This window comes from Arthrobacter sp. SAFR-179, from assembly GCF_059414945.1.
This window is the reverse complement of sequence record NZ_JBPFDM010000014.1, coordinates 22,391-44,988: the sequence shown is the minus strand read 5'-3', so window position 1 is coordinate 44,988 and position 22,598 is coordinate 22,391. Positions and strand designations below refer to the sequence as shown.

Here is a 22,598-nt window from a genome sequence, read left to right as displayed (position 1 = left end):
GAACTCCACGTGAGGCCTACAAACAACTGAAAGCCGAAGGACAACGATGCCCCTCTTCGACCTTCCCCTGGCCCAGCTGCGCAGCTACACCTCCGGCGTCACCCCGCCCGAGGACCTGGCCGCGTTCTGGGATGCCACGCTGGCGGAGGCGCGCGCTTTCCCGCTGTCCGCGTCCTTTGAGCCGGTGGAGAACTACCTCACGGTGATCGACACCTTCGACGTCACCTTCGCCGGTTTTGGCGGCGCACCGGTTAGGGGCTGGCTGCACCTTCCCGCCCACCGGGATGCCGGCGCGCAGCTTCCCGTGGTGGTGAACTACATCGGCTATTCCGGCGGCCGCGGCCTGGTTAACCAGGACACGCGCTGGGCGCAGGCCGGGTACGCGCACTTCATCATGGACACCCGCGGCCAGGGGTACGGCTTCACGCTGGGGCATACCGCTGATCCACACTCTTCAGCCGGGGACGTGGCGCACGCCGGCCTGATGACCCGGGGCATCGCCAGCCGGGAGGACTATTACTACCGCCGGGTCTATGTGGACGCCTTCCGCGCGATTGAGGCCGCCCAGGCCCACCCCGCCGTCGATCCGTCCAAGGTTGTGCTGGCCGGAGTCAGCCAGGGCGGCGGGCTGGTGGTGGCCGCGGCAGGGCTTACCGCCGGAAGGCTCGACGGCGTCATCGCCGCGCTGCCCGATGTCCCCTTCCTCCAGGACTTCCCCCGGGCCATCGACATCACCCCGCGCGGGCCGTACCCGGAAATTGCCCAGTTCCTGGCACGCCATCGGGACCGCTACGAGTCCACGCTCGCCGTCCTGGGCTACTTCGACGGCGTGAACCTGGCCCGCTCCGCCATCGCGCCGGCACTGTACTCAGCGGCGCTGATGGACGACATCTGCCCGCCGTCCACTGTGTTCGCCAGCTTCAATGCCTACGGCTCCGGGATGTCCGCATCCTCAGCCAGCCGGGCGGAGAAGGAGATCGAGGTATACCGCTTCAACAACCATGAAGGCGGCCAGGAACACCACTGGATCCGGCAACTGGTGTTTCTCCGCAAGATTTTGGGGTAGATTCCCCCCCCGGGATGAGAAAGCGTTTTCTCTGCCCGTGGACGAGGAGAAATGAAGCGACTGAACAGGGCCGCCATCGTGGGCTACGGCGCGGGTGACGCGGCGAACAGCATGATCATCAGTACCGCCAACATGTTCCTGCTGGTTTACTACACCGATGTTGCCGGCATTGGCGCCGCCGCCGCCGGCACGCTCCTGGTGGTGGCGCGGGTGTTCAACGCCTTCACCGACATTGCCGCCGGCCGGATCGTGGACCGTTTCCACAGCCCCCGCTGGGGAAAGTTCCGGCCCTTCGTGGTCTTCGGCTTTGTTCCGCTGGTGCTCGGGATTGCCGTGTTCCATGTGCCCGACGTCGAACCGGCGCTGAAACTCCTGTACGCCTACTGCACGTACGGCCTGGTCTGCCTTGCCTACAGCCTGGTGAACGTTCCCTACGGCTGCCTGGTGGGGGCCATGACCCAGGACCCCGCGGAACGGGCCAGGCTGGCCGGCGCCCGGACCATCGGCGGGCTGTCCACGGGCGCAGTGCTCGGGTTCTTCGTGGCCCCGCTCCTGGGCAGGGGCGGGGACATCCAGCAGATCTTCACCGTGCTGACGCTGGCCTTCGCGGTGATCGGATCCGCGCTCTACGTATTCACGGGGATCGCATGCCGGGAACAGGTGGCCGGCAGCGTTCCCAGGATCAGTTGGCGCCAGACCGTGGAGGCGCTCAAGGTCAACTCGCCGCTGTTGGTCCTGTGCCTCAGCTCCGTGCTGTTGGTGACGGGCAACTCCGCCACCGTGGCCGCCCAGTTCTACTACCTGCGTGACGTCCTTGGCCGGGTGGATCTCTTCCCATTACTGGCGGCAACGCAGGTGGTAATCACCTTGGCGCTGGCCGTCGTGATGCCGCGCCCGGTGGCCCGGTGGGGCAAGAAGGCGGTCTTCACCCTGGGCTGCCTCCTCGGCACAGCAGGCGGGATGGTGGTCTTCCTGGCACCCGCTGGAGTTCCCTGGTTGGCGGCGGCCGGCATGGTGGTGGCGCAGGTGTCGGCCGCAACGGTCAGCATCCTCACCTGGGCCCTGATCGCGGACACGGTGGAATACGGCGAATGGAAGACCGGTGTCAGGGTCCAGGGCATCAACTATGCGCTCCTGGCGGCAACCCGGAAACTGGGCATGGGCTTCGGCGGCGGACTGGTGGCCTTCGCGTTGGCGTGGGGCGGGTATTCCTCGTCCCTGGCGGAGCAGGCTGCCCCCGCGGTCATGGCCATCCGCGCCGCCGCGGGGCTGCTGCCCGCTGTCCTGGTGCTGGCAGCGGTGGGCATTATGTACTGGTACCGCCTGACTGACCGCAAGCACGCAGAACTGGTGGCCGGACTCCAAAGCCGGCGGTAACGGAATGTGACGGACACTGATTTTGCGCCCGGCCCGGCCCGGGCTTATGGTCTCTTCCATGACTAACCGTTGGTATGCGTATTTTTCGTTGGCTCTGGAGGGGCCCGCGTCTGACTGACACGCATCCACATTCCTTCAGAGCCAACAGGGCAGAGATCATTCTCTGCCCTTCGCCGTTTCTCCGGCGGGTTCTGAAATCCGGGCCCGCTTCCCATCTGGAACAGGACCCGAACATGAGCACCGCAACAGCTGCAGCAACCGCCAGCGACACCACGTCCACTTCGAACCTGCGCGTCAGCGAATTCACTCCGCTGCCCGCTCCTTCCGACCTCCTCGCGGAACTGCCCCTGGACGCCCGGGCTGCTGCCGTCGTCGAACGCGGGCGCGACGAAGTGCGCGCCGTCATGGACGGTGTTGATGACCGCCTGCTGGTGATCGTTGGCCCCTGCTCCATCCACGATCCCAAAGCCGGGCTGGAATACGCCCGCCGGCTGGTCAGCCAGGCGGAGAAGCACCAGGAAGACCTGCTGATCGTGATGCGGACCTACTTCGAAAAGCCGCGCACCACGGTGGGCTGGAAGGGCCTGATCAACGACCCGCGGCTTGACGGCAGCCACGACATGGTCACGGGCCTCCGGACCGCCCGGCAGTTCCTGCAGCAGGTCACCGCGCTGGGCCTGCCCACCGCCACCGAGTTCCTGGAACCGATCAGCCCCCAGTACATGGCGGACCTGATCTCCTGGGGTGCCATCGGCGCCCGCACCACGGAAAGCCAGATCCACCGCCAGCTCGCCTCCGGACTCTCCATGCCCATCGGCTTCAAGAACGGGACCGACGGCGGCCTTCAGGTGGCCATTGACGCCTGCGGTGCCGCGGCGGCTGCCCAGGCTTTCCTGGGGATCGATGGCGACGGCCGGGCTGCGCTGGTGGCAACGGCCGGAAACCCGGACACCCACGTGATCCTGCGCGGCGGCCGCAAGGGGCCCAACTACTCAGCGGCCGACGTCGAACGCGTCTCCGAAGAACTGGCAGGCAAGGGACTGAACCCGCGCCTGATTGTGGACGCAAGCCATGCCAACAGCGGCAAGAGCCACCACCGGCAGGCCGAGGTCGCCCTGGAAATCGGAGCCCAGCTGGAGGAAGGCGGTGCTGCGGCGCGGGCCGTGGCCGGCGTTATGCTGGAAAGCTTCCTGGTGGGCGGCGCGCAGAACCTGGATGTTGCGGATCATGCAGCCGGGCGGTCGGAGCTGGTCTACGGGCAAAGCGTTACGGATGCCTGCATGGACTGGGACGTTTCCGCGTCCGTCCTTGAGCAACTGGCGGCATCGGCACGGAAGCGGCGGCAGTCAAATTAGGGGCTGAAATAGGGGAAACACTACTTTCACATCTGCCACAGGAACATCTAGAGTATCTTTTTAGGTGGTTGGTGGATGGCTCAGCATCGGAACACCGCATTGGCACGTACCTGGGGTCACTGTTGTCCATCCGTCAGCAAAGGAAAATAGGGAAATGTCGGCAGAACAGAACTTCTCCAACGCGAAGTTCCTGACCGTGGCTGAAGTAGCCGAGGTCATGCGAGTCTCCAAAATGACTGTTTACCGCCTGGTCCACTCCGGCGAAATGCCGGCAGTGCGCTTCGGCCGCTCCTACCGGGTACCCGAAAACGCCGTCGAGCAGTACCTTAAGGGTGCTGTGGTGGACGGCCACACCGAGACCGCCTGAGGCGGCCTGTCCTGAGCCGCTCCCGATAAGCGGTACCCTGTTAAGGAACGTTTTACGTCATTGTAAGAATCTGTCAGTTGTTCAGTTCGTAGCTCTGTCCACGGACATTCTCCATCAGACAGGTACTGCATCTAGTTTGTAAGGAACTTTCGTGGGTTCAGTTATTAAGAAGCGTCGCAAGCGTATGGCCAAGAAGAAGCACCGCAAGCTGCTTCGCAAGACCCGTCACCAGCGCCGTAACAAGAAGTAGTCATACTTCGAACAGCGTGGAAATGCCCGTCGCCTTCCAAGGCGGCGGGCATTTTCGTTTGTGGCGGAGAAAGCTAGATGCGCGGGCCGCGGATGCGGGCGAAGCCCTTCCAGAGGCCGTAAACGGCTCCGCCAAAGGTGGCCGCCTTGAGCCCTAAGGTGGCGGCACGCCGGCCGGCCCGGAAATCGTAGACCGGCCAGTTGTGGTCGCGCGCGTGGCGGCGCAGCTTGGCGTCCGGGTTGATGGCCACCGGGTGGCCCACCAGCGAAAGCAGCGGGACGTCGTTGTAGGAGTCGCTGTAGGCCCAGCAGCGCTTCAGGTCCAGGCCTTCCTCGTCCGCGATGGCCTGGACGGCCACGGCCTTGGCCGAGCCGTGCAGGATGTCTCCCACCAGCCTGCCCGTGTACATGCCGTCCGAAACCTCGCCCACGGTTCCCAGGGCTCCGGTCAGTCCCAGCCGGGTGGAGATCACGGTGGCCACTTCGATGGGGGTAGCCGTCACCAGCCAGACGCGTCGGCCCACCCTCAGGTGCTGCTCGGCCAGGGCCTTGGCGCCCGGCCAGATCCGTGACGCAATCATTTCGTCGTAAACTTCTTCGCCCAGCGCCTTGATATCGTCCACGCTGATGCCCACTGCCAGGGTCAGGGCCGAGTCCCTGACGGCGTGGACATCATCCATGTTTTCGCCGCGGGCCACAAACTTGAACTGTTGCCAGGCCATACCGGCCGCCTGCCTCAGGGTGAAGGCTCCGCGCTGGTGCATCTTCCGCGCCACATGGAAGAGGCTGGCGCCACGCATCAAGGTATTGTCCACGTCGAAAAACGCCGCCTCGCCCGGCTGCGGCGCAGCAACCGGACGCGTGACTACGGCGACGTATTTCTCCTCGGGCATGGACTCGAGTCTAGTCAATCCACTGCCCGGCCGCCGTCGGCGTCGCCCGCACGCCGCGAACGGCGATACCGTTAAGCCATGGCTACACCCCGCGTTGTCCTGGTCACCAAAGCTGACTGCCACCTTTGCGAGGAGGCGCGCGACGCCGTCGCCCGGGTCACTGCCTCATTGGGCCTGACGTGGAGCGAAGAGTTGGTGGACAACCAGCCCGACCTGCGTGAGCGCTATGCCGAGGAAATCCCCGTAGTGCTGGTGGACGGCGTGCAGCGCGACTTCTGGAAGATTGACGAGGCCCGCCTGGAACGCGTGCTGCAGCGGGCCATGGCCCAGTAGGGGAGTGGCGGCAGTGACATCAGATGCCCGGATGTCGCGGGTTTTCGATGGCCCGGGTTTTGAAGGCATGAGCGGCAGGGACCTAGAGTGGACTCACAACGCGACGCAAGGGAGGTGCGGGTGACATCCCTGGGTTCAACGCCCCAGCCTGTACCGGACCTTCCGGATGCCACGGGCGCACTCGCCAAGCAGATACCTCCTGCCGCGGTGGCACGGCTGACCATTTACCTCCGCGCCCTGAACACCTTGCTGGCCGAGGGCGTGGAGCGCGTTTCCTCCGAATCCCTGGCAGAAGCCTCCGGGGTCAGTTCCTCGACACTGCGCAAGGACTTGTCCCATGTGGGGTCCTACGGGACCAGGGGCGTCGGGTACGAGGTGCAGTACCTCAGCCGCCACATTGCCGCCGCGCTTGGACTGACCCACGACTGGAAAGTGGCCATCGTGGGCGCCGGCAACCTGGGCAAGGCACTGGCGCGCTACGGCGGCTTTGAATCGCGGGGGTTCGACGTGGTGGCCATCTTCGACGCCGACCAGATGGTGGTGGGCAACGAGGTGGGATGGCTGCGCGTGAGCGACGTGGCAGACCTTGAAACCGTCCTGCACCGGACCGGGGCCAACATGGTGGTGCTGGCCCTTCCCGCCGCAGTGGCCCAGGGCGTCTGCGACCGCGTGGTGGCGGCAGGGGTGCACAGCGTGCTGAGCTTCGCGCCGGTGATGCTGCAGGTTCCCGAAGGCGTGAACCTCCGGAAGGTGGACATGGCCACCGAACTCCAGATCCTGGCCTACCATGCCCAACGGGCCCAGACACCCGGGCAGACGGCCTAGCGGTTTGACAGGTTAAAGCAGGCGGCCCGGGATGCGATGCTGCATCCCGGGCCGCCTGCGTGTCAGCGCTGGTACCGCTACCGTCCGTACGGGTTGCCGAAGCCGCCCGAGTACGGGTTGGCGAACGGCTGCTGCTTCCGGAAGTAGGGGGCCGCCCCGGGAAGGTAGAGCAGCACGATGGCCGCGATTCCCAGGAGCGTTCCGATTGTGCCCAGGCTGGGGGGACCGAAGAGGCCCAGCACTGACAGCGCAGCGAACACCGTGCCCAGGATACGCGCCCAGTTCTTGCCCTTCCGGACAAAGAAGGCCACCAGCAGGTAGAGGGCCACCCCGATGATGGCGAACACCACCAGGGTTCCGGCAATGACTCCCTGGATGTCGTCATAGGTGACTCCGGTGGCGCCGCCTGCCTCCATCTGCTGCTCAAAGGCCTGCCGGTAGGCGGGATCGTCCAGCTGGGTGAGGCCGGTGAGCATGGCGACGACGAAGATCACGGCTGACGCGATGAGCAGCCAGAAGGAGATGTTCACCAGCTGCGGGATTCCGTTGCTGCCAGCGGGCTGCGGCTGCTCGGAAGGGTACTGGCCATACGGCGACTGCCCGTACTGGGGCGCATTCTGGCCGTAGCCGGGAGCCTGGGGCGCATTCTGCCCATACGGGGAGCCGTACTGCGGTGGGTTCTGCCCATACTGTGGGCCATTCTGGCCGTACTGCGGCGCTGCCGGCGGCTGGGAGCCGTACTGGGGCGCGTTCTGGCCGTACTGCGGGGCATTCTGGCCATACTGGGGCGCGTTCTGACCGTAGCGGGGCTGCTTGTCTCCGGACTGGTTGCCGGCCTGGTCATGCCCGGGCTGGCCGTTGCCGGAATGGGGGTCCTGGGGTGCGGGCGGCGGGACGGGAGGAGTACTCATGGCGTTCCTTCTGCAGGTTGGGATCCGGGTAGGCTGCCGGGAATCGGTCCTCTGCCTTCCCCCCAGCATGGCTTAAGTCCACCGTACCCCCGGCAGGCGGCGTTGTGGGTGATTCGGCGGCTATTCGCGCAGGTGGCTGCCGTTAAACAGGGGACCCCGGCGCGAGGCCGGGAAGGCCTGGTGCCGGGGTGTGCCCCTGGCGGGGTGGAATTATGCTGCGGGAGCGATGAAGGCGAGTTCCAGGTTGATGGCAACCTTGTCGCTGACCAGCACGCCGCCGGCTTCCAGGACAGCGTTCCAGGTGAGGCCAAAGTCCTTGCGGCTGATGGTGGTCTCGGCGGAAACGCCGGCGCGGGTGTTGCCGAACGGATCAACGGCAACACCGTTGAACTCGGTTTCCAGGGTCACCGGACGAGTGACGCCCTTGATGGTCAGGTCGCCGGTGAGCTCGTAGCTGTTGCCCTTGGCCACCAGGCCGTTGGACACGAAGGAGATCTCCGGGAACTTCTCCACGTCGAAGAAGTCCTCGCCCTTGACGTGGCCGTCGCGGTTGGCGTCGCCGGAATCGAAGCTGGCGGTCTGGATGGTGGCGTTGATCGTGGAGTCAGCAACGTCCTGGGCCAGGTCCAGGGTGGCGGCGGCATCCTTGAACTGGCCGCGGACCTTGCTGATGCCTGCGTGCCGGACCGTGAAGCCGATTTCGCTGTGGGAGTTGTCCAGGGTCCAGGTTCCGGTGGTGACGTCTGCGGGAAGTGCCATGATGTTGCTCCTTGTATAGGTATGAGGGATATGGGTCCTGCCGTTGAACCTTCATCTGTTGAAGCCTCAACTAACTTGCTGCATCCAGTATAAACATGCATTTGCATGCTTTGTTCCCGACCTCGGAACATTTCTTCAAAAACTTGAGTTCTACTGTTTGTAGAAGCAAGGGCGGAAGATTTCGGATCGCACGCCATCTTTGAGAAACTGGTAAACATGCCCCAAGCCACTGTCCATCTGCTCCGCCACGGCGAGGTCCATAATCCCGACGGCGTTCTCTATGGGCGGCTTCCCGAATTCCACCTCTCCGAGCTGGGGCAGGAGATGGCACGGACACTTGCCGAGCACTTCCGGCAGCGCGCCGAGCTCGGGGCCCGCATCACCTACCTGGCCGCCTCCCCGCTGGACCGTGCGCAGGAAACTGCGCGGCCGACGTCGGAAGCCCTGCATCTGCAGATCCACACCGATGAGCGGATCATCGAAGCCGAAAACTACTTCGAGGGCATGAAGGTCACCAAGGCCGAACTCCGGCGGCCCCGCCACTGGCCGCGCCTGGTCAACCCGCTGCGCCCGTCCTGGGGCGAACCATACAAGCGGCAGGCCGCGAGGGTGGCGGCTGCCGCGCAGGATGCCCGGTTGCGGGCCATAGAACTGGCTGCAGGCGACTTTGGCACCGAAGGGCCCGAAGCCATCCTGGTGAGCCACCAGCTGCCCATCTGGACGGCCCGGCTGAGCGCCGAAGGCCGGCCGTTGTGGCACGATCCGCGCAAGCGCGAATGCACCCTGACATCCGTTACGTCCCTGGTGTTCGACGACGACGGCTCGCTTGTGCGGGTCGAGTACAGCGAACCCGCGGCGTCCCTTCTTCCCGGTGCCGCCAGCACCCCTGGAGCCTGACCGTGAGCATCAGCAACCTTCCCTCTCGCCGGAGCATGCTCGCCGCCGGCGGCATGGCCCTCACCGCACTGACCCTGGGCCTGTCCGGCTGTGCCCAGGAGGACGCGCTGGCCAAGCAGGCCAAGGCGGGGGACAACAAGAACTATGTGGCCGGTGACGGCTCCGTGACCGAGTTCGCGGCCGGGGACCGCAAGGAAGCCGTGCAGATCCAGGGTGCGCTTTTCAACGGCACGGCAGTGGCCCCCGCGGATTTCCAGGGCAAGGTGAGCGTCCTGAACTTCTGGTTCGCCGCCTGCGCCCCCTGCCGGGTGGAGGCGCCCCTGCTGGAGGAACTGCACCAGGAGTTCAAGGACCAGGGCGTCCAGTTCTTCGGCGTCAACCTCCGGGACGAAAAACCCACGGCGGAGGCGTTCGAGAAGACCTTCAACCTGACCTACCCGAGTTTTGACGACAAGGACGGCGGCGTCCTGCTGTCCGTGTCCGGCCTGGTACCGCCCGGCGCCGTGCCCACCACCCTGGTCCTGGACAAGCAGGGACGCGTGGCCTCGCGCGTGCTCGGCGAGATTGAAAAGGGCACCCTGAAAGCCCTCATCAGCGCCGCCGTGGCCGAGTAGGGCGGAACCGTGAACAGCCCCTTCGCTGAAGCCATCCTCAGCGGCTCCCTCCTGCTGGCCATTCCCGTGGCACTGCTCGCCGGACTGGTTTCCTTTCTTTCCCCCTGCGTCCTTCCCCTGGTTCCCGGCTACCTCGGCTATGTCACCGGCCTGAGCGGCGTGGACCTGCAAAAGCAGAAACGCGGCCGGATGCTGGCCGGGATCGGGCTGTTCGTCCTGGGCTTCTCGGTGATCTTCGTGCTGCTGGGCGGTGCCTTCGGCCAGCTGGGCACCCTTATCACCGGCAGCCAGAACGCCTGGATCACCCAGCTCCTGGGGGTCCTGGTGATCATCATGGGCATCGTCTTCATGGGCGGCTTCAGCTGGCTCCAGCGGGACGCGAAGATCCATGCCAAACCGCCGGCAGGGCTCTGGGGCGCGCCGTTGCTGGGCCTGACGTTCGGGCTGGGCTGGGCGCCGTGCATCGGCCCCACCTATTCAGCCGTCCAGCTGCTGAGCCTTTCCGGGGGATCCTCCGCAGCCAAGGGCGCCTTCCTGGCGTTCGTCTACAGCCTGGGACTGGGCATTCCGTTCCTGTTGATCGCCCTGGCCCTGCGCCGGGGGATGGGCGTCATGGCGTTCTTCCGCAAGCACCGGCTGGCCATCCAGCGGACCGGCGGCGGAATCCTGGTGGTACTCGGACTTCTGATGGCCACCGGCGTCTGGGGGACCTGGGTGACCGGGCTGCAGTACTGGTTCCAAACCGACGTGAAGTTGCCGATCTGATGAGCGAGCGTGTGAACGTAAAGAAGAAGCAAACCGCCCCCATTGCGGAGGCAAAAGCCCAGGCCGCCCTTCCGGCCCTGGGGCCCAAGGGCATGCTTCGGTGGGCCTGGACCCAGCTGACCAGCATGCGCACCGCGCTGTTCCTGCTGCTGCTCCTCGCCGTCGCCGCCGTCCCCGGCTCCCTGTTCCCGCAGCGGCCCGCCAACCCGGCCGTGGTGACCCAGTACATCAAGGACCACCCGGACTACGGCAAGCTGCTGGACTCCCTGCAGCTCTACGATGTCTACTCTTCGGCCTGGTTCTCAGCCATCTACCTTCTGTTGTTCATCTCGCTGATCGGCTGCGTGGTGCCGCGCGCCATCGCCCACTACAAAGCCATGCGCTCCCAGCCGCCGCGCACGCCGCAGCGCCTCTCCCGGCTGCCGGAATACGGCACGCTGGTGATTCCTGCCGGAGCCGGGATCCCGGCGTCGGACGCCATCAACGGTGCCGCGGGGCTGCTGCGGAAGCGTGGCTACCGGGTGGAAGTCCGGGACGCCGACGGCGACCGTCCGTCCCTGGGGGCCGAGCGCGGGTTCATGAAGGAAGTGGGCAACCTCGTCTTCCATACCTCGCTGATCGGCGTGCTGGTGGCCGTGGCCGCGGGCGGCCTGTTCGGGTACAGCGGCCAGCGCATCCTGGTGGAAGGCGACACGTTCGTGAACACCCTGGTGGGCTACGACCAGTTCAACCCGGGCACCAACTTCCAGTCCAGCCAGCTGCAGCCGTACTCGCTCCAGCTGGACAAGTTCAACATTACGTTCGACCGCGAATCCAGGGGCAAGTTCGGCCAGCCCATCGACTTCGCCGCAACCGTCACCACCAAGGAAAACCCGGACGCCCCGCCCAAGCAGGAGATCCTGAAGGTCAACGATCCCGTAGCCCTGGGCGGGACCAGCATCTACCTCACCGGCAACGGCTACGCACCGGTGGTGACCATCCGGGACGGAGCCGGCAACGTGGCCATGCAGGGTCCCGTGGTGGCCAAACTGCAGGGCGACAACTACTACTCCTCCGTGGTCATCAAGGTGCCGGACGCCCAGCCGGAACAGCTGGGGTTCGTGGGCTTCTTCCTCCCCACCGCGTTCGTGACCGACAAGAATGTCTCGTTCAGCGCCGACCCCGAGCTGTTCAACCCGCAGCTGACCCTGAACTCCTACTACGGGGACCTGGGCCTGAACAGCGGCGCCCCGCAGAACGTCTTCGAACTGGACGTCAAGAACCTGACCCCGCTCAACGCCAGGAACCTGGCGGCCGGCGGCATCACCCTGGCGCCGGGCTCCACCTACACGCTGCCGGACGGCAAAGGCACCATCAGCTTCGACGGCGTGAAGCGGTACATCGGCGTGGATATCCACCACAACCCCGGACAGGCCTACGCGCTGGTCTTCGCTTTGCTGGCCGTGGCCGGCCTGATCCTCTCGCTCTACGTCAACCGTCGGCGCGTCTGGGTGCGGACGGGCACCGCAGCGGACGGCCGCACCATGGTGGAATACGGACTTCTGGCCCGCGGCGAGGACCACCGCCTGGCCGGGGAGGCAACAGCCCTCCGGAAACTGTTCTCCGCCGAGTGGCAGCTGCCGGAAGACACCGAAGGCACCCCCTCCCAGGACGGTGCCTCTGAAGTCCTTGCCACTGAAGACGTTGTCCAGTCCCAGCGAACTCCCAGCCGGGCAAGCGATAATGTCGCAGGCTCCGCCGGCAATGCCGCAGGCCCCGTCACCACCCCAGCAGGCCCCAACGGGCCCGAAAAGGATCAGTAATGCCATTCGGAATCAACGAAACCATGGGCCAGTACAGCGAACTCTTCATGCTGCTGGCGGCGGGTACCTACACCGTGGCCTTCATCGCCTTCGCCTGGGACCTGGCCAAGAGCAGCAAGGCGCTGCGCGCCGTGGACCTCAAGGCTGCCCAGGCAAGTGCTGCCGCCAAGGTCCCCGTAGCCGCTGGTGTTGCTGCCGGGGCGGGGGAACGTGAGGACTCCAGCGTCGAGTCCCGCCTCGACGGGCCGGCAGGCCGCGCCGAGCGCCCGTCGTCGTCCGCTGCCAAGACCGGCCGCGCAGGAACCGGCGGCGTTGTGACGGCCGACGGCGACATGAAGTACGCTGCGGAGCGCCGGGTCCCGGCACGGGTCGCCGTTGCCCTGACCACCCTTGCGGCCGTCATCCACGGTGCCGGCGTGGTCACCAGGGCACTGGGCGCTGGCCGCGTGCCGTGGGGCAACATGTACGAATTCCTCACCACCGGCGCGTTCCTGGTGGCGGCCGTGTTCCTGCTCTCGCTGATCCGGCGCGACCTCCGCTTCCTGGGCACCTTCGTGGTGGGCCTGGTGGTCATAATGCTGGTGGCTGCCTCGGTGGCATTCTGGACCCCCGTGGGCCACCTGGTTCCCGCCCTGCAGAGCTACTGGCTGGTCATCCACGTTTCCATCGCGGTGCTCTCCTCCGCGCTGTTCACGCTGACCTTTGCCATGTCCGCACTGCAGCTGGTGCAGTCCCACCGGCAGAAGACCGTGGCTGCCGGGGGTGCCGACAAGCTCGGGTTCATGCGCCTGGTGCCGTCCGCGCTGAGCCTGGAAAACCTGTCCTACCGCATCAACGCCATCGCCTTCATCGGCTGGACCTTCACCCTGATGTTCGGTGCCATCTGGGCCGAGAAAGCCTGGGGCCGGTTCTGGGGCTGGGACACCAAGGAAGTATGGACCTTCGTGATCTGGGTTGTGTACGCCGGTTACCTGCACGCGCGTGCCACCCGCGGCTGGACCGGAACACGCGCAGCGTGGCTGTCGATCGTGGGCTACCTGTGCGTGATTTTCAACTTCACCATCGTGAACCAGTTCTTCAACGGGCTCCACTCTTACTCGGGTCTTTAGAGCGGGTCAGCAGGCCGTTCAACAGGGCCTTCCGGCCCTAAAACCGGGGTTTTTTGGACCCGAAAACGGGTGGCGGCACTCAGTTACGGCTACTGCCCGGTAAATAACCATTCGATGTAGCAACAGGGGTATTCCCCGGTCCTTCGGTAATGCTACGTTGGTGACGTTCCCTGTGATGAAGCTTGCAGGTGAAACACCAGCTTTCCGAGGTACCCATGAGCTACGCTCTCGCCGTTGACGTCGGGACCAGTTTCACGGCAGCTGCCGTTGTTCGATTTCACCAAGGTCCCTCCGCTGTGCCCGAGTGCCTGCCCCTCGGCGCGCGTGGAGCATCCGTACCTTCCGTGGTGTACTACCCGGAGGAAGGCGCAGTCCTGGTGGGTGAGGCTGCGGAACGCCGCGGACTGGACTCGCCCGAACGCGTGATGCGGGAATTCAAGCGCCGCATTGGCGACGACGTCCCCTTCGTCCTTGGCACCCTGGCGCTGCAGCCGGAGGACGTCTTCGCCACCATGACCCGCTGGGTATCTGACCGGGCCGCCGAACGCGAAGGTGGCCCGGCGTCGGCCGTTTTCCTGACCCACCCCGCAGCCTGGGGCAACCACCGCCTGTCAGTGATCCGTGATGCCCTCGCCGCGCATGGCCTGGAGAACGTCACCCTCCTTCCCGAACCCGAGGCCGCAGCCCTGCACTACGCCTCCCAGGTGCGCGTGGAGGAAGGCAGCACCATCGCTGTGTACGACCTCGGCGGCGGCACCTTCGACACCGCTGTACTGAGGAAGTCCGGCAGCAGCCGCTTTGAGCTCCTGGGGCGCCCGGAGGGCATCGAAGACCTGGGCGGCGCCGACTTTGACGCCGCCGTATTCCGGTACGTGGCTGCGCATATGGGGAACGCGCTGGAAGACCTGGACACCAGCGATCCGGCGGTACTGGGTGCCCTGACGCGGCTCCGGCGGGAATGCGTGGAGGCCAAGGAAGCGCTCTCTGCGGACAGTGAGGCCAGCATTCCGGTGCTGCTGCCCGGCGTCCAGCAGCAGGTGCGCCTGGTCCGTTCAGAGTTCGAGGCGCTGATCGAAGAGCCCGTGCGGGAAACGGTGGAGGCCCTGGAGCATTCGCTGGCCCAACTCCACCTGGAGCCGGCGGACCTGTCCACGGTGCTGTTGATCGGCGGCTCGTCCCGGATTCCGCTGGTGGCCCAAATAGTGTCCGAGGAGCTGGACCGGCCCATCGCCGTGGACGCGGACCCCAAGTCCTCCATCTGCCTGGGCGCCGCCGTGGCGGCCGTCCTTGCCCACGCCGCAGCTGCGGCGGAAGCCGAAGCAGCGGAATCCCAGGCGGCAGCCACCGAAACGGAGGCCGCGGAGGCTCCGCCCGCCGTCGTACTCTCTGACGTGCCTCCCGCGCCAACGGGCCCGGGCCTGCCCAGCTGGTCGCGCAAATATACGACGGCGGCAGGTGGGCCGGCAGGGCCAGGCGCCGTCCGCGGTGCACGGCACGGGGGCGCGCATGCCCCGAAACCCACCGTCCGGGTGACTGCTGTTGCCGCGGCAGCTGCTGTCCTGACGGTCCTCACGGCTACTGCCGCCCAAAGCCCGGACGGCTTTGGCAGCCTGACGGCCATGTTCGTGCCGCAGGCCGGGGCCAGCACTACGGGCGGTTCAATTGGCGCAGATGCAGCCGCTGCCGACACCGGTGCCGGTGCCGGGGAAGCAACGACGGCGGCCGGGGTCCCCGCCCCCTTTGCAGGAATCGAGGCCAGCGCCAGGAAACCACTGGCCCCAGGTCCTGGACTGGAAGCAGCTGCCGCACCCGACGCCGGGCAGGCAGCGAGCGAAGGGCCGGGGCCAGGAAGCAGCGCCATTGCGGACGGACCTATTGTGGCAGGCGGAGCTGCCGTCGCCGATCCACTCGCAGGTTCCGGCGGCACGCCGGACGGCGCAGCCGTTGTTCCCGAGGCCGTTACCGTGGATCCCACCTCCCCGTCCGACACCCCTTCCGGGACCCCTTCGGACACCCCATCCGATACCGCGTCCGGGACCCCTCCGGACACCCAGCAGCCCGGCGGTACGGGCGAACCCACGCAGAGTTCAGGCACCGAAACTCCAACCGATTCCGGGACAGGAGGCACCACCACTCCTCCGGCGACCGCTCCGCCCACAGGAGAAACGCCCCTGCCCACCTCGACGGACAGCCCAAGTCCGACATCTGACCCGAATCCCCCGACGACCATAACGGAGGCGGCCGTGGCAGCTACGTCATTGACGCAAGAGACACCGCTTGAGTCCGCGTCCCCTTCTGTTGAAGCAGCCGTGGAAACGGCCCCGACCACCTCTCCGGCGGCCTGATATGGATGGGCGCATCCAGGGAGCGGAGCTTCAGGACATGCAGCATCAGGACGGGCAGTATCAGGACGTGCAGTTTCAGCGGGAGGAACAATCGGAGGCCGCGTTTGCGGGACCGGACCACCAAGGGCACCCGTTGAATGCTGCGGAGCTGATGGCCCGGCAGCTGAAGGGCACCAACGCCGTGGTGCGCGAACTGCTGCTGGCGCTGTCAGTGGGGTTCGCTTTGCCGGGGCCGCTGCCTGCGGACCTGCAGCAGAAGATCGGCAACGGCGGGGTGGAGGACCTCGATGCCCTGGTTGACCGGGCAGAGGCCGCAGGACTGCTGAGGCCGGACGGCACTGTGGTGGGGACGGCGCAGCACGCACTGCTGGCCGCCACACCCATTGCCAAGGTTCACGCGCTCCAGCGTGAGCTCGTGGATTTGTTCACCTCGACAGGACAGCGGCTGGGAAACCTTGCCCGCGACCTGGCCCGGGGAGGTCTTACTGACGCCCGGGTAGCCGCTGAACTCGAGCTGGCAGCGGACAGTGCGCTGGAGCATAACCCCAGGCTCTCGTCGCAGCTCTACGAGGAGGCCCTCCTGGCCGGCGCCGATCCGGTGGCGACGGCGGCACGGCGCGCGCAGGCGGCAGCCGGCGATGGCGAGCTTGATGCCGCTGCCCGCACCATCGACACGCTGCTGGTCAGTACTGAACCGCAGGATGCCCGCCGGGGTGCGGACGTGGCTGCCTCCGTTTGGGCGCAACGGGGAATGCTGGCCCGCGGAGCCGATGTCTACAGCTGGTTGGGACCGGAGCGGGTGGGCGTATCAGCGCCCCTCGCCGCCGTCGTCCTGGTAGGGGTTGGAGACCGGGACGGTGCGGAGGCGTTCTTCCAGCCCGGGGCGCCGGCAGCGTCGCCCACCCTCCTTGCCGCCACCCTGGTCCAGACGGGCCAGGGCGTCTTTGCCTCCCTGGGAGAGAAGCCGCAACAGGGCATCTCCGTGCTGATCCACGCCTCGGACATGCTGAACTCGGCAGGAACATCACTTCCGCTGCCGGAAACGCCAGCCGCCCTGGCAGCCCTGCTGGCCCTGCACACCGGTGAGCCGCACCTTGCGGAAACGGTCTGCAGGGCTGCCGCCGCTGCAGGGCAGGGAGGCAACGCCGCGCAGCCCAGGCTCCTGCTGCTGCAGGCCTGGGCGTGCATGATGCAGGACAAACTCGAGGATGCCCGTCTGGCCGCCACGGAAGCCGCCAAGGCCAACCATTGGCCGCTGGTCCCGCGCGACGAGTTCATGTGCGCGGCACTCGAGGTGGGTCTCGCCCGCCGGAACGGCGACGTGCCGGAACTCCTCAGGGCATGGGAACGGGCCCGCGAGGCCATGCTCCATACGTCGGTGGACCTCTACAACCTGCTGCCGTGGGGGGAACTGCTGATCGCTGCTGCCCGCCTGCGGGAGACGCGGCGCGTGGCGCACTACCTTGAAGAGGCATGGAAACTGCTGGGCCGCCTGGGCGAACCCGCCTTGTGGGCCGTTCCCCTGCATTGGGCAGGCGTCCAGGCAGCATTGCTGAATGAAAGCCCCGCCGATCTTGCCCCGCATGCAACGGCACTGGCACGGGCTTCCGCCCACAGCCAGCTTGCCGCAGTCCTGGCCACGGCAGGGAAAGCCTGGGTTTCGGTGCTCGCCGGCCGCTTCCGCACCTCCGACGTGGAGGGCGCAGCCAGGCTGCTGGGTGCTGTTGGAATGCCCTGGGAAGGTGCAAGGCTGGCTGGCCACGCTGCCGCACGTGCCGACGAACGGCGGGACATGATGCGCCTGCTCTCTTGCGCCCGGGACCTTCACCCGCAGGGCAGCCCGGCCGGCGGCATGTCCGGGGCCGGGATTCAGACAGGAACCCCTGCCGAGAACGGCGGCAGGGCGCACCAGCCGGACGGCTCCGGGCTGAGTGAGCGGGAAAAGGAAGTGGCCAGGCTGGTGCTCGAGGGCAAAACCTACCGGGAGATCGGTGAAGCCATCTACATTTCGCCCAGGACGGCAGAACACCACATTGCCCGGATCCGTCGCCGTCTTGGCGCTGAAAACCGGTCCGATCTGCTGGCCCGTTTAAGGGTGGCACTCGGCGTTGAGAATTCCCAGCATATGAACCCGCAACAGGAGTAGTCCCTAATGCCCCTAGCAGCGGAGGCGGAAGCGCCCCGGGGCGGATCCAACCGGTAGGGGGAATGCGCCCGATGCCCTGTCTCCGGCAGCGAACCTAGGTTTGAAGCAGCCGGCCGCGTTCCACCGGATGATCCGTAACTTAACGAAGATGTGAGGACCACGCATATGCCAACACTCGCAAACGACCTTGTTCAATTCCTGATGCACCTCTTTGGCAACCGCAAGGCTATCCAGGCTTTCCTGGATGACCCGGAGAGGGCGTTGTCCGAACACGGCCTGGGGAACGTGTGCCTGGCTGACGTTGACGCTGCGATGCCTGTGGTCCTGGACTATGCACCCATCACCGTCAACGCCCCGTCGTTCGAGCGCGAATACAACACCGGCGCCGGTAACGTGTGGGCTGGAGCAGGCGCCTCGGCGGGTCATGCCGTGGGTGCAACAGCTGTCCACAGCGGAAGCCAGGGGGCCGCACATGGCGGCAGGAATTACGACCAGGACGACCACGCCCATGCGGTACAGCAGCTGCACCACGTGGTAAACCACTTCTCCTATACCACCAGCACCACCATGGTGGACGACCGGGACACCGTCACCGACCAGTCCGTCAGCCAAAACATCTGGGCGGACGGAGACGTGGAGCAGTGGTTCGACAACCACGCCGTGGTGGCAGCCGGGGACCATGCTGTGGCCGCGGGCGATGACGCTGACCTCCAGGACTCGAACAACATCAGGGATGCCTACAACACCGACCGCTCCACCGACGAGTCCACGGACAATTCCATCCATGCCGGCGGAGACGTCAACATCGGCAACGAGGAGACGGACATCGCCGACTCCTACAACACCGACCTGGACCTGGACGTGGACGACTCCTTCAACGACAACTCGGACCACTCCGACAACTCGGATCATTCGGACCACTCCGTCAGCACCGACACGGACCTCGACGTCCAGGACTCGTTCAACGACAACTCGGACAACTCCACGCAGAGCACTGTGGAGGTGGAGGATTCCTTCAACCAGGACAGCTCAACCACTACGGCAGTGGAGGACTCCTTCAACCAGGACAACTCCACCACCACGGCGGTGGACGTTGACGTTGAGGACTCCTTCCAGGACAACTCGGCCACGAGCAACGTGGAGGACAACCTGGTGGTCGCGGACAACCAGCTCGACTTCACGGAGGACAACTCGAGCCACACCGATATTGACCTGGATAACGACACCACCATTGACGATTCGGTGGTTGACGACTCCACCGTGCTGTAACACGCTGGTTCCAACACGCTATGTCCGGGAGGTAAGCCCGGCAGGAGGCAATCACCTCCTGCCGGGCTCTTCCCGCAGTACCGACGGCGCACGGAAAAAGGGGGCGGCTGTGGCAGAAGCAGGACCGGCAAGGGCACCTGGTCCAACGACGGCCGGCCAGCTGGTGAGGCTCGTCGAGGAGGGCCTGCAGCTGGTAGGCAGCGGGGATCGCGCGGACCTGCGCAGGAGGCTGGCCCAGGCCATGGCCCGGCTGCAGGACCCCAGCATCCGGGTCATTGTGGTGGGGGAGTTCAAACAGGGGAAAAGCAAGCTCATCAATGCCTTGGTGAACGCACCGGTGTGCCCGGTGGACGACGACATTGCCACCTCGGTGCCCACCATCGTCCGCTACGGGGACCCGGCCTCAGCCGCGGTGGTGGTCCCCGCGCCGGAACAGCCCGACGGGGACGCTGCCGGCGATGTCGGGGACAGCAGCGTTGAGCGCCGGCCCGTCGACCTGGCAGAACTTCCGGCGTTCGTGTCGGAGAAGGGCAACCCGGGCAACAGCAGGAAACTCATGGCCGCGGAAGTCTGCCTGCCCCGCCGGATCCTCACCGGGGGCCTGAGCATCATTGATTCCCCCGGGGTGGGCGGCATGGGCTCCACCCACACCCTCACCACCCTTACCGCCCTGCCCACCGCCGACGCCATGCTGCTGGTATCTGACGCTTCCCAGGAATACACGGAGCCGGAACTGCGGTTCCTCCGCCAGGCCATGCGGATCACCCCCAGCGTTGCAGCCGTTCTCTCCAAGACAGACCTCTACCCGGAATGGCGCAGGGTCGAGGAGCTGGACAGGACACACCTGGACCAGGTGGCGCCGGAGATTCCGCTGTTCCCGTTGTCTGCGGACCTCCGGCTTGAGGCCTCCCGGCTCCAGGACAGCGAGCTCAACGCAGAATCGGGCTTCCCCGCCCTGGTGGCCCACCTGCGCAACGATGTGGTGGGCAAGGCGCAGCGCATCCAGCGCCGGTCCGTCAGCCAGGACCTGCTGTCCGTGACTGACAACCTGCGGCTCTCCCTGCAGTCCGAGCTTGAGGCCCTGGAAAACCCTGCCGGTACGCCGCAGATGCTCGCGGACCTTGGGCGGGCCAAGACAGAGGCGGACGAGCTGCGGAAACGGTCCGCGCGCTGGCAGTTGACCCTCAGCGACGGCATCAATGACCTCATTGCCGACATGGAGTACGACCTCCGGGACCGCCTGCGCCGGATCCAGCGGGAAGCGGAGACGGCCATCGACCAGGGCGATCCCGGACCGGTCTGGCCGCAGTTCTCCCAGTGGCTCGAAGAGTGCGTCGCCGCTGCCATCTCGGACACCTTCGTCTGGACCAGCGAGCGGTCGCAATGGCTGGCCGCCCAGGTGGCCGATCACTTCGCCGCCGACGAAGTATCGCTGCCCGTATTGCACGTGGCCGACTCAGGGGACGCCCTGGATCCGGTGGACCAGATGCCGGGACTGGATCCGGGCCGCGTGAACCCGGTCCAGAAAGTCCTGATCGGCATGCGCGGGTCCTATGGTGGCGTCCTGATGTTTGGCCTCCTGACGGGAATTTTCGGGATGGCACTGATCAATCCGCTCTCGGTGGGCGCCGGGCTGCTGCTGGGGCGGAAGGCCTACCGGGAGGACAAGGAAACGCGGCTCAAGCGGCGCCAGGGCGAGGCGAAAGCGCTGGTAAGGCGCCAGCTCGACGACGTGACGTTCCAGGTGGGAAAGCAGCTGAAGGACAGGCTGCGTTTGGTTCAGCGGACCATCCGGGACCACTTCACCGAGATCGCCGACGAGTACCACAGGTCGTTGTCTGATTCGGTGGCCGCGGCCCAGAAGGCTGCCGCATCGTATGCCCAGGAGAGGGAAGGACGCATCCGGGACATCAGGGGCGAACTCAAAAAGGTGGATGCGCTGCACCGGGCCGCGAAGGCCGTGGCCGCGGAGGTAATTGCAGCCGGGACCCGCAGCGGGGTGGGGGTTGGATGACGCCGTCCACTACTGCAGGGGCAGCTGGGCTGATCCGAGAAGCGCTGGAGGTTTACGGCGACGACCCGCAGGCCGCCGCTGCGCTGCGCGGCTATGCGCGGCGCCTGGCGGAGCCTTTGAGGATTGCGGTTGCCGGCATGGTGAAGGCAGGAAAGTCAACGCTCCTCAACGCCATCATCGGTGAGGAAATCGCGCCCACTGACACCGGGGAATGCACCCGGATCGTCACCTGGTACCGGCACGGACACACTCCCCGCATCACCCTCCACCCCATCACGGGGGAGCCCCGGAACCTGCCGTTGAAGCGCGTGGACGGGCGCCTGGTCTTCGTCCTTGACGGCGTCCAGGCGGAAGACGTGGACCGGCTCGACGTCGAATGGCCGGCGCCGGCCCTTCAGGCCATGACGCTGATCGACACCCCCGGCATCGCCTCCCTCTCACAGGACGTGTCAGCACGGTCCGTGAGGTTCCTCACTCCGGAGGACTCGGCGTCGGAAGCTGATGCCGTCATCTACCTGATGCGCCACCTGCACGCGTCCGACCTCCGGTTCCTTGAATCCTTCCAGGACACCGGGGCCGGCCGCTCGGGTACGGTTAACGCCCTCGCGGTGTTGTCCCGGGCCGACGAGGTGGGGGCCGGCCGCATCGACTCCCTGCTGTCCGCCGGCACCATCGCGGAAAGGTACAGCCGGGACCCCAACCTCCGGAAGCTGGCACTGGGCGTTGTCCCCGTCGCCGGACTGCTCGCCCAGAGCGCCCGCACTCTTCGCCAGCCGGACTTCGAGGCCCTCCAACTGCTGGCCACCCTGGACCGGGCCGCGCGCGAACGGATGATGCTTTCGGCCGACAGGTTCCGCCGGTCCAGGGAACCTGAGGGACTGACGGAAGAAGCACGGCGGTCACTCCTGGCGCGCTACGGGCTTTTCGGTATCCGGCTGGCCGTGGTCCTCATCCGCAACGGATACCCGGAACCAACGCCGCTGGCCCATGAACTGGCCCGCCGCAGCGGCCTGGACCCGTTGCTGGAGGTGCTGGAACGGCAGTTCCAGGCGCGGGCAGAGGCGCTCAAGGCCAGGACCGCGCTGGTTGCGGTGGGGAACCTCCTGGACAGCCGCCCCCGCGAGGGTTCGGAACAGTTGGCGGCGTCCCTGGAGCGGCTGCAGGCCAACGCACATGAGTTCCGTGAGCTACGGCTGCTGGCAGCCCTGCGGACCACGGGGGTGGAGCTTGCCCCCGAACTGGCGGCGGAAGCCGAACGGATCATTGGCGGCCACGGCACGGCTCCGGATCTGCGGCTGGGCCTGGCGGCTGGCTCCAGCCCGGATCTGCTGGCCACCGAGGCGCGGCGCTGCCTGGCACGTTGGCGCAGGGCTGCTGAAAGCCCGCTCACTCCCAGATCCGCCCTTGAGGTCTGCCGGGTGGTGATCCGCAGTTGCGAGGGCGTCCTGGCTGATTTCGCGGTCAGGAACAGGCAGGCCCAGTCGGCGTAGGGAGGGCAAGTC

20 protein-coding genes are annotated in these 22,598 nt (G+C 66.3%); 17 read left to right on the top strand and 3 right to left on the bottom strand.

All coding sequences use genetic code 11. The features are described from left to right. Nucleotides 1-46 precede the first annotated feature (46 nt). The 5 genes from ACR65K_RS18590 to ACR65K_RS18570 all read left to right on the top strand — a co-directional run bounded on the left by ACR65K_RS18590 (nucleotide 47) and on the right by ACR65K_RS18570 (nucleotide 4,415). Complete coding sequence (locus tag ACR65K_RS18590) at nucleotides 47-1,066, top strand: acetylxylan esterase (RefSeq protein WP_440154465.1); 1,020 nt, start codon at nucleotides 47-49, stop codon at nucleotides 1,064-1,066. A 51-nt stretch (nucleotides 1,067-1,117) separates the two neighbouring features. Continuing rightward, complete coding sequence (locus tag ACR65K_RS18585) at nucleotides 1,118-2,443, top strand: glycoside-pentoside-hexuronide (GPH):cation symporter (protein ID WP_440154464.1); 1,326 nt, start codon at nucleotides 1,118-1,120, stop codon at nucleotides 2,441-2,443. Nucleotides 2,444-2,676: 233 nt separating this feature from the next. Then, nucleotides 2,677-3,798 (top strand): 3-deoxy-7-phosphoheptulonate synthase, encoded by a 1,122-nt coding sequence (locus tag ACR65K_RS18580; RefSeq protein ID WP_440154463.1) that lies wholly within the window; start codon nucleotides 2,677-2,679, stop codon nucleotides 3,796-3,798. Nucleotides 3,799-3,952: 154 nt separating this feature from the next. Then, complete coding sequence (locus ACR65K_RS18575) at nucleotides 3,953-4,165, top strand: helix-turn-helix domain-containing protein (RefSeq protein ID WP_043452394.1); 213 nt, start codon at nucleotides 3,953-3,955, stop codon at nucleotides 4,163-4,165. A 151-nt stretch (nucleotides 4,166-4,316) separates the two neighbouring features. Then, a complete protein-coding gene (locus ACR65K_RS18570; RefSeq protein WP_003792170.1) occupies nucleotides 4,317-4,415 on the top strand; it encodes a 30S ribosomal protein bS22 in 99 nt (32 codons plus the stop codon). Nucleotides 4,416-4,488: 73 nt separating this feature from the next. On the opposite strand, the gene ACR65K_RS18565 is transcribed toward ACR65K_RS18570, so the two are convergent. Then, the gene (locus ACR65K_RS18565; protein ID WP_440154462.1) at nucleotides 4,489-5,307 is read right to left on the bottom strand and encodes an HAD family hydrolase; all 819 of its coding nucleotides are present in this window, start codon (nucleotides 5,305-5,307) and stop codon (nucleotides 4,489-4,491) included. Nucleotides 5,308-5,385: 78 nt separating this feature from the next. Here ACR65K_RS18565 and ACR65K_RS18560 point away from each other — a divergent pair, with 78 nt between their 5' ends. After that, complete coding sequence (locus tag ACR65K_RS18560; protein WP_056328752.1) at nucleotides 5,386-5,640, top strand: glutaredoxin family protein; 255 nt, start codon at nucleotides 5,386-5,388, stop codon at nucleotides 5,638-5,640. A gap of 120 nt (nucleotides 5,641-5,760) precedes the next feature. Then, nucleotides 5,761-6,465, top strand: a complete 705-nt coding sequence (locus ACR65K_RS18555; RefSeq protein ID WP_056328755.1) for a redox-sensing transcriptional repressor Rex — start codon at nucleotides 5,761-5,763, stop codon at nucleotides 6,463-6,465. A 77-nt stretch (nucleotides 6,466-6,542) separates the two neighbouring features. Here the strand turns inward: ACR65K_RS18555 and ACR65K_RS18550 are convergent, their stop codons facing one another. Both ACR65K_RS18550 and ACR65K_RS18545 read right to left on the bottom strand, forming a co-directional pair. Then, nucleotides 6,543-7,376 carry a heme-copper oxidase family protein gene (locus tag ACR65K_RS18550; RefSeq protein WP_440154461.1) on the bottom strand — a complete coding sequence of 278 codons (834 nt, stop codon included), beginning with the start codon at nucleotides 7,374-7,376 and terminating at the stop codon, nucleotides 6,543-6,545. Nucleotides 7,377-7,586: 210 nt separating this feature from the next. Further along, nucleotides 7,587-8,135, bottom strand: a complete 549-nt coding sequence (locus ACR65K_RS18545) for a YceI family protein (protein WP_056328761.1) — start codon at nucleotides 8,133-8,135, stop codon at nucleotides 7,587-7,589. 216 nt (nucleotides 8,136-8,351) lie between these two features. Here ACR65K_RS18545 and ACR65K_RS18540 point away from each other — a divergent pair, with 216 nt between their 5' ends. The 10 genes from ACR65K_RS18540 (at nucleotide 8,352) to ACR65K_RS18495 (ending at nucleotide 22,586) form a co-directional block, all read left to right on the top strand. Then, a complete protein-coding gene (locus ACR65K_RS18540) occupies nucleotides 8,352-9,032 on the top strand; it encodes a histidine phosphatase family protein (RefSeq protein ID WP_440154460.1) in 681 nt (226 codons plus the stop codon). 8 nt (nucleotides 9,033-9,040) lie between these two features. Continuing rightward, the gene (locus tag ACR65K_RS18535; protein ID WP_494568037.1) at nucleotides 9,041-9,646 is read left to right on the top strand and encodes a TlpA family protein disulfide reductase; all 606 of its coding nucleotides are present in this window, start codon (nucleotides 9,041-9,043) and stop codon (nucleotides 9,644-9,646) included. 9 nt (nucleotides 9,647-9,655) lie between these two features. Next, nucleotides 9,656-10,411: a cytochrome c biogenesis CcdA family protein gene (locus tag ACR65K_RS18530; RefSeq protein ID WP_056328767.1), complete on the top strand. Its 756-nt coding sequence runs from the start codon at nucleotides 9,656-9,658 to the stop codon at nucleotides 10,409-10,411. Next, nucleotides 10,411-12,213, top strand: a complete 1,803-nt coding sequence (resB, locus tag ACR65K_RS18525) for a cytochrome c biogenesis protein ResB (RefSeq protein WP_440154459.1) — start codon at nucleotides 10,411-10,413, stop codon at nucleotides 12,211-12,213. Before ACR65K_RS18530 ends, resB begins: the two co-directional genes overlap by 1 nt. Then, nucleotides 12,213-13,322, top strand: a complete 1,110-nt coding sequence (gene ccsB, locus ACR65K_RS18520) for a c-type cytochrome biogenesis protein CcsB (protein WP_440154458.1) — start codon at nucleotides 12,213-12,215, stop codon at nucleotides 13,320-13,322. The genes resB and ccsB overlap by 1 nt, the downstream gene beginning before the upstream one ends. A gap of 215 nt (nucleotides 13,323-13,537) precedes the next feature. Further along, nucleotides 13,538-15,667, top strand: coding sequence for an Hsp70 family protein (locus ACR65K_RS18515; RefSeq protein WP_440154527.1), 2,130 nt, complete (start codon nucleotides 13,538-13,540; stop codon nucleotides 15,665-15,667). Between the two features lie 151 nt (nucleotides 15,668-15,818). Beyond that, nucleotides 15,819-17,813 (top strand): LuxR C-terminal-related transcriptional regulator, encoded by a 1,995-nt coding sequence (locus ACR65K_RS18510; protein WP_440154526.1) that lies wholly within the window; start codon nucleotides 15,819-15,821, stop codon nucleotides 17,811-17,813. 165 nt (nucleotides 17,814-17,978) lie between these two features. Then, complete coding sequence (locus tag ACR65K_RS18505) at nucleotides 17,979-19,082, top strand: IniB N-terminal domain-containing protein (RefSeq protein WP_440154457.1); 1,104 nt, start codon at nucleotides 17,979-17,981, stop codon at nucleotides 19,080-19,082. A gap of 109 nt (nucleotides 19,083-19,191) precedes the next feature. Next, entirely contained in the window at nucleotides 19,192-21,096 is a 1,905-nt protein-coding gene (locus ACR65K_RS18500) for a dynamin family protein (RefSeq protein WP_440154456.1), read from the top strand. Next, nucleotides 21,093-22,586: a dynamin family protein gene (locus ACR65K_RS18495; RefSeq protein WP_440154455.1), complete on the top strand. Its 1,494-nt coding sequence runs from the start codon at nucleotides 21,093-21,095 to the stop codon at nucleotides 22,584-22,586. The genes ACR65K_RS18500 and ACR65K_RS18495 overlap by 4 nt, the downstream gene beginning before the upstream one ends. Nucleotides 22,587-22,598: the final 12 nt, after the last annotated feature.

Coding starts and splice junctions, on each gene's coding strand:
- ACR65K_RS18590 (WP_440154465.1), top strand. CDS start 47: ATGCCCCTCTTCGACCTTCCCCTGGCCCAGCTGCGCAGCTACACCTCC.
- ACR65K_RS18585 (WP_440154464.1), top strand. CDS start 1,118: ATGAAGCGACTGAACAGGGCCGCCATCGTGGGCTACGGCGCGGGTGAC.
- ACR65K_RS18580 (WP_440154463.1), top strand. CDS start 2,677: ATGAGCACCGCAACAGCTGCAGCAACCGCCAGCGACACCACGTCCACT.
- ACR65K_RS18575 (WP_043452394.1), top strand. CDS start 3,953: ATGTCGGCAGAACAGAACTTCTCCAACGCGAAGTTCCTGACCGTGGCT.
- ACR65K_RS18565 (WP_440154462.1), bottom strand. CDS start 5,307: ATGCCCGAGGAGAAATACGTCGCCGTAGTCACGCGTCCGGTTGCTGCG.
- ACR65K_RS18560 (WP_056328752.1), top strand. CDS start 5,386: ATGGCTACACCCCGCGTTGTCCTGGTCACCAAAGCTGACTGCCACCTT.
- ACR65K_RS18550 (WP_440154461.1), bottom strand. CDS start 7,376: ATGAGTACTCCTCCCGTCCCGCCGCCCGCACCCCAGGACCCCCATTCC.
- ACR65K_RS18545 (WP_056328761.1), bottom strand. CDS start 8,135: ATGGCACTTCCCGCAGACGTCACCACCGGAACCTGGACCCTGGACAAC.
- ACR65K_RS18540 (WP_440154460.1), top strand. CDS start 8,352: ATGCCCCAAGCCACTGTCCATCTGCTCCGCCACGGCGAGGTCCATAAT.
- resB (WP_440154459.1), top strand. CDS start 10,411: ATGAGCGAGCGTGTGAACGTAAAGAAGAAGCAAACCGCCCCCATTGCG.
- ccsB (WP_440154458.1), top strand. CDS start 12,213: ATGCCATTCGGAATCAACGAAACCATGGGCCAGTACAGCGAACTCTTC.
- ACR65K_RS18515 (WP_440154527.1), top strand. CDS start 13,538: ATGAGCTACGCTCTCGCCGTTGACGTCGGGACCAGTTTCACGGCAGCT.
- ACR65K_RS18510 (WP_440154526.1), top strand. CDS start 15,819: ATGGCCCGGCAGCTGAAGGGCACCAACGCCGTGGTGCGCGAACTGCTG.
- ACR65K_RS18505 (WP_440154457.1), top strand. CDS start 17,979: ATGCCAACACTCGCAAACGACCTTGTTCAATTCCTGATGCACCTCTTT.
- ACR65K_RS18495 (WP_440154455.1), top strand. CDS start 21,093: ATGACGCCGTCCACTACTGCAGGGGCAGCTGGGCTGATCCGAGAAGCG.